At 56.8% G+C, this 6655-nt stretch carries 5 protein-coding genes and 3 pseudogenes; 4 read left to right on the top strand and 4 right to left on the bottom strand.

What is annotated here, in order from left to right; genetic code table 11:
• A pseudogene (locus GD429_RS36645) lies at positions 1 to 120 on the top strand (IS30 family transposase); the annotation flags it as partial.
• Between the two features lie 148 nt (positions 121 to 268).
• Here the strand turns inward: GD429_RS36645 and GD429_RS36640 are convergent.
• Complete coding sequence (locus tag GD429_RS36640; protein WP_193727306.1) at positions 269 to 1780, bottom strand: acyl-CoA dehydrogenase family protein; 1512 nt, start codon at positions 1778 to 1780, stop codon at positions 269 to 271.
• Between the two features lie 14 nt (positions 1781 to 1794).
• Positions 1795 to 2118, bottom strand: a complete 324-nt coding sequence (locus tag GD429_RS36635; RefSeq protein ID WP_152864644.1) for a cupin domain-containing protein — start codon at positions 2116 to 2118, stop codon at positions 1795 to 1797.
• A gap of 1707 nt (positions 2119 to 3825) precedes the next feature.
• Here GD429_RS36635 and GD429_RS36630 point away from each other — a divergent pair.
• The 3 genes from GD429_RS36630 (at position 3826) to GD429_RS36620 (ending at position 5867) form a co-directional block, all read left to right on the top strand.
• Positions 3826 to 4530, top strand: coding sequence for a DUF2968 domain-containing protein (locus GD429_RS36630; RefSeq protein ID WP_193727305.1), 705 nt, complete (start codon positions 3826 to 3828; stop codon positions 4528 to 4530).
• A gap of 146 nt (positions 4531 to 4676) precedes the next feature.
• Complete coding sequence (locus GD429_RS42250) at positions 4677 to 5009, top strand: H-NS histone family protein (RefSeq protein WP_152864640.1); 333 nt, start codon at positions 4677 to 4679, stop codon at positions 5007 to 5009.
• A gap of 168 nt (positions 5010 to 5177) precedes the next feature.
• The gene (locus tag GD429_RS36620) at positions 5178 to 5867 is read left to right on the top strand and encodes a response regulator transcription factor (RefSeq protein ID WP_193727303.1); all 690 of its coding nucleotides are present in this window, start codon (positions 5178 to 5180) and stop codon (positions 5865 to 5867) included.
• A gap of 13 nt (positions 5868 to 5880) precedes the next feature.
• Here GD429_RS36620 and GD429_RS42245 read toward each other — a convergent pair.
• Both GD429_RS42245 and GD429_RS42240 read right to left on the bottom strand, forming a co-directional pair.
• Positions 5881 to 6190, bottom strand: a pseudogene (locus GD429_RS42245) (transposase); the annotation flags it as partial.
• 123 nt (positions 6191 to 6313) lie between these two features.
• Positions 6314 to 6532, bottom strand: a pseudogene (locus GD429_RS42240) (hypothetical protein); the annotation flags it as partial.
• Positions 6533 to 6655: the final 123 nt, after the last annotated feature.

Here is a 6655-nt window from a genome sequence, read left to right as displayed (position 1 = left end):
GCCTATTCACAGGCCACGCTCAACGCTGTTGCCAAGCGGCTCAATGAGCGTCCTCGAAAGACGCTAGACTTCGATACACCGGCTGAGCGCTTTCATCAATTCGTTGCATCGACGGGTTGAATCCGCAGTCCCTAAGCGGGCGCACAGGGGGTGTCAGGATTTCCGTGTTTTGGTACGCCTACAAGGTAGACCGGCGTACTCGACGAGCCGAGATCAAGGCGCCGCCAGATGTCGAGCCGCCAGTCCAGAAGAGCTACCACAAAGACTCCTACAAGGGGCGCTGCAAGAGCGGATCGAGCGTGTGTATCTCACCACCGTATGTCTGCTCGATGTCGCCGATCTGATCCTCGTAGGAACCGATGTGTTCCGAGAGCTTCGCGGAGGCGACCACGCTAGCGTCCTCGTGGTGCGATCGTCCCATGGCATGCACTGCATCCGAGAAGCTACGTGTGGCCCACTCGAAGGTGTGAGCGCGAAGTTCGCCGCCTTCCTTCTGGAGTGCTGCTGCGGTCACTGCCCACGCCACGGCATTGGCCGTCCGGGCCGCGAGACGGTGCTGATGCTGCTGGGAAAGTGACGGGAATGATGCAGACGCTTCCTCAAGAACCGACCAGAGGGGTGCAAGAAAATCTGCGGCCGGAAAGTCCTTAGTTAAGAGGGTGTGCAGCTTTCCTGGGTTCTTCAGCACTGAACGTCCGAGGTAGCCGGAGATTCCATCCGTGGAACCCTCGAAGACCCTCAGAACTCGGTAATCCCTGAAGTTCTGCGTGACGGGGTTCGAGTCAAGGAATCCGCGCCACCCCATAAGTTGCACGCAAGTGTCGATAACGCTCCACGACAGTTCGCCGCTGATGATCTTGCATACCGTGTAGTACGTGGGATCGACGACGCTCCCGTCGTCGAGGCCGTCATAGATCAAGCGAGTGACCGCGTCAACCGCTTCGACGGAAGCGACGCAATCACTCAGGATCTGCTCAATCCGGCCATTGCTCAACAGCGGGCCGGTCGCCACGGTACGACGCGAGACGTAACGTGTGGCCAGCTGGAGACACCGTTTCATCGTCCCGACGATTCCGGCAGCGAGCATCCAGCGGCCGGCCTGGAAAGCGTGCGTCGCAACAGCCGCGCCATTGCCGACCCCGCCGAGGACAGCATCGGCGTCGAGCCGCATGTCGCGCATCTCGATGTGATTTTGCGGCACGGCCCTCATTCCCACCGTGAGGGCTTCGGAGACAGGTACCCACCCCGGAGTGCCGGTCGGCACCAGAAAGGTGGTCAGGCTGTCGTCAAGGCGCACCGTGAGGTTGATGTACTTAGCCCAGCCGCCCAGCGAAATCATCGACTTGGTGCCGTTGATGACGTAATCGGAACCATCGCGCACTGCGCGCGACATCATCGCCTGGAAGTTTGTGCCGACTTCTGGCTCCGTCGCCGCCACGCCAGCAAGCGCCCCCGTGGAGGCTAGGACAGGAAGCACCTTGTCCTTGGTGTCTTGGTCCGCGAAAGCGAGGATCGGGTCGACCCCCACTGCGTTGTGCACGGTCGTTAGCAGCGACACATTGCCGTCGATTGCTCCGAGCTGCTCGAGGACGCGGGCGGTGTCGCGTGCGGACAGGCCCTGGCCGCCGTGCTCTGCGCCGACCCTCAGGCCGAGCAGTCCTCCGGAAGCCAGGTCGGCTGGCAGTGAGGCCGGCGGCCGTCGGTGTTCGTCGATGAGGCGCGAGCTGAGTCGTTCGCCCGCGTACCAGCGTAAGAACTGGATGATGCTGTCTGCGCTCATGGCACTCCCGTCAGTTAGTCGACAAAATTGATGGAGAAGATCGTGCATCCTTCGACGCTCGCCGGGATGTGCGAAGAGCCCTTCTTGCCATACAGAATCGAACCTGCGGGATAGCTTCCGGCATTATCGGTCAGAGTGCCATCGAGCACATGGACGATTTCCAGACCGAGGTCGTGAGTGTCCTCCATAGGGAGGACGGCGCCCGGGGCGAATCGAATCAGGCGAACCATCACGCCCTCGTCGGTGTGGTGCAGCATCTTGATGAAGATGCCGGGGGCAGCCTCGACCTCTGCGATATCGTCAATGTGGGCTCGTTCGAACATCTCAGGAGTGACCATGTTTCCTCATCTCAAGCGAGAGGATAACTTTGCAGTTATCCGGTTGAAGACACTTAGGACTACAATCCTTTGCAGGATTGCGGTCCTAACTCCAAATTCCGGGAAAGGCATGTAGGTGGATTTCGCCGATCCCAGTCAAACGCGATTTCAGAGTATCCACGCAGAAATTATTTGAAAATCTAGACTTCTAGAGGAAATCTTCGACGCGGCGATGGTGAGATTGTCATCGAGATCGATTTCCACATGATCCTTCGTGGTAGTTGCGAGCCCCGGGGTATAGGCGGTTCGAACGCTATTTTTGGCAGTCTGTCGATTGCCGATGGTCGTGCAAGTGCCGGTTGGGCCAGTTTCGGCACAGACCAGCGTGCGCGCCGGAAATTTCGGCACAACGCGGCCGCGCTACCTTGCAATCCACGGCCGTTTCGGAGACGATGGAAACACACCTGATGTGGCATGACGCAATACGCGAAGTCTTGAGGGCCGCGTTACCGCGCGGACGATCGCGGACGTGGTGAATCGGCTTGGTCGCTATGCGCGTCTAGATGGCGAGCCGGTAGATGCCAGCAAGATCACCGCTTGCACCCTCAACTATCCGTATCCGTTTGCAGTCGCCGGCGGCGCTCATTGCGCCGTACTGATTGGCGATCCAGCGCGGTGTGCCCGAAGGCGGGGTCGGTCACCGAGGGACTATCGCGCGCTGGGTCAATATTTTCGCGAGCTCAACGTCGACGTAGTGACGCTGCTTCACGGACATTGAAGAGATTTCGGACGCGCCGTTGCCACCCGTCGCACGCAGTAGTGAGAGGGACACGCGTTTGGGGTAGAGGTCTTACGTAATGCAATGTCTGTATGTTCGAGGTACACGTTTTTGTTGCATTCCGCTGTGAAGACTCACTATACTGAAGCCCTATTCGCAGTATTTTGCGATGCCGATCATGATCCGCAGCATAGCGGAACAGGGAATCCATCTCGAGATCGCCATGTGTCGTCACGCGGCACGGTCCGGTGCTCCTGCCGTTTGAAAGAGACGATGTGACCATATTCGTGTGGTCGAGGTCTCCCTTCGCATACGCGTGATTCGTGCGACTCGCTACCGCCTGTCCATTCGATTCCGAAACGCTTTTTGCCAGGAATTTTCATATTTATTTCGTATTCCTGTTGAGTCGGATAGTAACCGGCTCGCTCGCAAAGCAATTGGTCCGAGACATCAGGTTCGCAACGTTCCCGTCCAATTTGTCAGACCCCTTGATAAGTCAAAGTCGGGGCAATAGATGGTGATCGTCCGTGTGAGCCGAACGACCCAGAACACGTGCTGAACGCACCGATTATCGATTGCGGGCGCTCTTAGGGCCATGTCCCAGCATCGGCGATCGAGAGTCTCGATGAATCTGCGCTGCTACTAAAGGCTTGCGTCGATGTCTGACACCGGGCCACTTTTGATGTAGCGGGATACGCAAATAGCATGGGTGGCAGAAACGCGCTCGGGGCCAATGCGTAGCGGGAAGACGCAGTGCGTGCTCGTCTTTTGGCAGACGAAACTCTGTCGTGTTGTTTGCAACGCAGGGATGCGGTGCGGAAAAGATCGTTTCGAGCGATTTAACGACCATTGGACGATTTGAGAACCGTCGAATCAAATATTCGGCTCAACCATAAAGAGCGTCAGGTCGCAGGAGCTTTTGCGGAAATCCTGTAATGAGGAAATTAATCATGAAGTTGCATATTAGGCGACCTCCTACTGCGGGCGTGGAGACCGGGGCGGTCGATACAGCGTATGCGGCGATGGAAGTGTCGGAGCAGGCGGACGCTTTCTCGAGTGCCGCGAATACTGCTCAGCCACTCGGGAGGGCGAGTGCCGTATTGCCGCAAGGCAGCTCGCGGGTCGTTCAGACTGCGGAGATCGCTGAAGTTGAGGCGATGATGACGCGCGATGCCCTGACCACCCTTCGAACATTGCAGACGTTTTCTTACGTCGTGTCGCTACTGTTGTACCGTACTGAGCTGTCGTACTACATCACGCTTAGCCAGGACGGACGTATCTGGCGCGCGTTGAATGCGATGGAATTTGAATCAGCGGAGGTAGCCTTTCGACATTTCGAGGAGCAGGCGGTCCGGCTTGCTGACATTGAGTTGCGACGCGCGCAGTTAGAAGCACAGAACAAACAACTGGTCGCGATGATCGAGGAGTCTGAAGCGCAGGCGGAGCGGCTTCGCACCGATCTCGACAATCATCTCGAACAGACGCAGCTTGTGAGTAACCGCCAACAGCAAGTTAGGAAGGAGGTAGCTCAACTCGAAGCACAACGACTCGCGTCACAGGCGCAGTTAAACAAGGCGGTTCGTCTCATTCAACAGCTCCGCGCATCTAGCAATGAGCGCATTCCGAATTTGACCGTTCGTCGGATAGATATCTAAAAGTTACGAAGAAGAAAAGTGAAATTTTGAAATTATTTGGCGATGCCTAGTCTCACAAATGACGCTCATGGTCGTGTTGGCGTTGGTTGCTATTCTACCCATCGTTCGGCAATTGCACTCGGATGTAACGGGTTAACGGAGGACAGATGTCGAGTGAGTCGTTGCATATGCTCCGGGCGCAAATATCTGCTCTGGAGACGAGGATTGCGGTACGACGCGCGGCAATCCGGAATGATGTCGTCGAGCAGATCGTCAAGCTCATGCGGGAATATGAAATCACAGCGCGAGAGGTCGAAGTACGGTTGAGCGTTGGGCAACGCAGGCGTATTCCACCACGATATTGGGATCCGGCTACGGGAGCGACGTGGTCGGGTCGCGGGAAGCGACCGCGTTGGATGCAAGGGCGCGATCCGGAGGATTTTCGGATTGAATCGGATAGCGATTCAACCGGCGGGGATGTCGATACGAAAGTGGGATGAGTTGCAGCTGATCGCGCGGGTAGCTGACGGTGGTGTCGTTCCGATGAAATGAGACACCGTCATCGAATCAATGACAATGAGAAGGGGGGATCAATGCCGTCGTGTTCGATCAGTCGTGCGGTCGTTCGTTGCGCGGTAGTGGATGGGAATTCGGTTCGTCGGCGGGAGTTGGCCAATGTACTGGCCAAGTTCGGCTATTTGACCGCCGAGCTTGATACGCGGGATGCGCTGGTGGAGTATATGCGCGAGGCAGTCGTTGATCTTGTTCTGGTGATGGAACCGACGGTTGATGAGCCGATCGGTCCGTGGGTCGAGCAACTCAGAAACGATCCGGCCTTTTCGGGAACACCGTTGATCATCGTGGGAAGAGAGATTGAGAGTGAGATGGTCGCTGCTCTGATGGCAGGAGCAGATGTGTATCTCAACTGGCCGGTCTCGTACGACCTGATCATTGCCCGCCTCGAGGCTCTGTTACGTCGGGTCCACGGATTTTATCTCGGTTCAAGAAAGCAGTCCCATGATTCGGGTATTTTTTTTCTTGGTAGTGATCGAGTCTGTCTCGGCCCAGAGCCGGTTCTTTTGACGAGAATGGAGTATCGTGCCGCCCATTTGCTGTTTTCTCAGTATTTGCGTGTCGTCACATTTGACGATCTTTGGCGCGTGATGTGGGAGGGTGTTTCGATACAAGAGCCTCGACCGCACAACATACGCGTTCACATTTCACGCCTGCGCATCAAGCTCAAGTTGAATGGCGAGAACGGTCACCGTCTCATGTCGGTGCGCGGCGAAGGATATAGGCTGGTATCTGCTGGTCAGTGGAAAAGTGATAGAGGGAGGTATCCGGAATTCCGTGTGTGAGGCGGGTTGAGATTCAGACTCCAATGTTGAATCGTTCCGGGTAAAGCAGCGCGAACTGGGTCATGGCACTCTTCCAATCGTGCCGGGAACCGGTCCACTTGGCCACAACGTTGCGCAGCGCCAGCCAGATCAGTTTGAGTGCGGCCTCGTCCTACGGGAAGTGGCCACGCGCCTTGATGATCTTTCGAAGCTGCATGTGCAGCGACTCGATCGCGTTGGTCGTATATACAATTTTCCGGATGTCGGGCGCGAAGGCATAGAACGGAATTACTTGATCCCAGGCCCGGCGCCAGAGTGCGGCGATCGGGGTATTTCGTACCCCACCGTACTGATGAAGTCCGGCGATATCTCGATGCCGTACATCTCCGGCAAAAAAACTTTGAATCTCCCGCGCTCATACCGCGTGTATACATCTCGATCATCTTGTCGTCGAAGCCTGCGAAGCGCCGCTCGCCCTTGGCGATCTGCACCGGATCAAAAGTGCCTTCGAGGTTGCGCGGAATCTCGACGTCAAGGAGGTCATCGTCGGTTGCGATGCACCTGCGGCGGTGCTGTTGCGATGGTTCGCGCGGCCTGCCGGCTTTGCGTCCCCCTGCTTGTAGCTCGGATGGTGGTTCGGTTCGCCGCCCAGCGCGGGCTCGAGGATTGCTTCCTTGACGGCTCAAACGTTGCGTCGACGCGCTCGGCAAATCATGGCGTATGACCTGTCTCGTCCACCACGTGCAACAAAACGTTAACCTCTGGACGCACGCGTTTTGTTAGTCTAGATTCAGTGCACTGATTGTCAA

This window comes from Burkholderia sp. BE17 (assembly GCF_009362305.1).
GTDB classification, from domain to species: Bacteria; Pseudomonadota; Gammaproteobacteria; order Burkholderiales; family Burkholderiaceae; genus Burkholderia; species Burkholderia pyrrocinia_C.
The sequence above is the reverse complement of the archived record's forward strand: the minus strand, read 5'-3'. Positions and strand labels throughout refer to the sequence as shown.

Excerpts from the sequence above, each read along its gene's own strand:
- GD429_RS36640 (WP_193727306.1), bottom strand. The coding sequence starts at position 1,780 with ATGAGCGCAGACAGCATCATCCAGTTCTTACGCTGGTACGCGGGCGAA.
- GD429_RS36635 (WP_152864644.1), bottom strand. The coding sequence starts at position 2,118 with ATGGTCACTCCTGAGATGTTCGAACGAGCCCACATTGACGATATCGCA.
- GD429_RS36630 (WP_193727305.1), top strand. The coding sequence starts at position 3,826 with ATGAAGTTGCATATTAGGCGACCTCCTACTGCGGGCGTGGAGACCGGG.
- GD429_RS42250 (WP_152864640.1), top strand. The coding sequence starts at position 4,677 with ATGTCGAGTGAGTCGTTGCATATGCTCCGGGCGCAAATATCTGCTCTG.